The organism is Gordonia sesuvii, assembly GCF_036350415.1.
GTDB lineage: Bacteria > Actinomycetota > Actinomycetes > Mycobacteriales > Mycobacteriaceae > Gordonia > Gordonia sesuvii.
In genome coordinates this window covers 1-1,298 of the sequence record NZ_JAZDUF010000020.1, presented here as the reverse complement: position 1 = coordinate 1,298, position 1,298 = coordinate 1, and the positions used below count along the sequence as shown (strand labels likewise).

The 1,298-nt window shown below is 67.2% G+C and carries 1 pseudogene; it reads right to left on the bottom strand.

Annotated elements, in window-relative coordinates:
- Window positions 1-1,298 (bottom strand): annotated as a pseudogene (locus tag VZC37_RS24655) (WD40 repeat domain-containing protein); the annotation flags it as partial.

The window sequence follows — 1,298 nt, the reverse complement described above, 5'->3', positions numbered from 1 at the left end:
TATCCCACGCCCGTTCGGTAAGGGCATCGGCGGTACTTGAGCAGATTCGGCTGATCGCGCGATCGACGCTCAGGTCCCATAGACGGACGACGCGGTCGCGGCCACCGCTGGCCAGGACACCAGGGGGACCGAAGCTGACGGCGTAGATGTTGTCGGTGTGGCCGGTGATCGGCGTCCCGACGAGGCGTCCGCCGTCCGGATTGGTCATGTCCCACAATGCAATCGTGGTGTCGCTGCTGCCAGTGGCGAGCAGGGCGCTGTCCGAGCTCCACGCCACCCCACCGACCGATTCGGTCTGCTCAAGGAGCGGAGGCTCCTCGCGTGGTTGCGCAGGGTCGGCGATGTTCCAGACACGGACGGTGTGGTTGGCGCCGACGCTGGCCAACCGTGTTCCATCGGGGCTGATCGCGATCTTGAAGATGTTGTCGGTGTGGCCGCGGAGGATTCCGGCAGGTCGTGGTTGCGACGGCACCGAAACATCCCACAGTCGCACGTCGTGATCGTTGCCCGCGGTAGCGAGAATCCGGCCGTCTGGGGTGAATGCGGCGGTGGTGACCAACTCGCCAGGGGTGGACACGAGGGGCTCGGACAGCTGAGTCGGCCGTGCTGGGTCATTGAGATCGAACAGCCGGGTGAGACCGTCGGTGGACCCGACTGCCAGGGTCCGGTTGTCCGGACTGATGGCCAGCCCAGCCGCGACAGCGGGGAGTCTGATGTCTGGTCCGGCGCGAACCGGCCTGTAAGGGTCGTGGATGTTCCACATTCGAACTACTGGGCCGCTGGCCGCCGCGAGCACGCTATCGTCCCGAGTGATCGCGATGGAGTCCACGTCGCCGTCGGCCGGCAGCGGGCCGGACGCGCGTTTCGGCAACGTGGGGTCGGTGACGTCCCACAGGTGGACTGAGCGGTCGCCCTTCCCTCCTCCGACGGCCAATGTCTTGTTGTCGTGGCTGAACACCACCGCGGTCGCATTGCCAGCGATTCCTGCCAGGCGTGTCGTGGGAAGCGACCAGATCCGCACGGTGTCGTCCGCACTCCCGGTGATCAGGGTGCGTCCGCCCTCGGCAAAGGCCACGGTGGCCACCCCGCGTTCATGCCCGGCCAGTGGCTCGCCGAGGGGGAAGGGGCGCGTCGGATCACTGATGTTGAAGAGGGTCGCCATGTTGTCTGCACCACCCACTGCGACGGTCTGTTCGTCGGGGCTGATGTCCAAGGACAGGATGGAGGGCGAGGCGTCTGGCCCCCCTCGGGAGGCGCCGAGCAGCCGTGCCTGCGCGGGGTCGGCGACATCCCAGAGG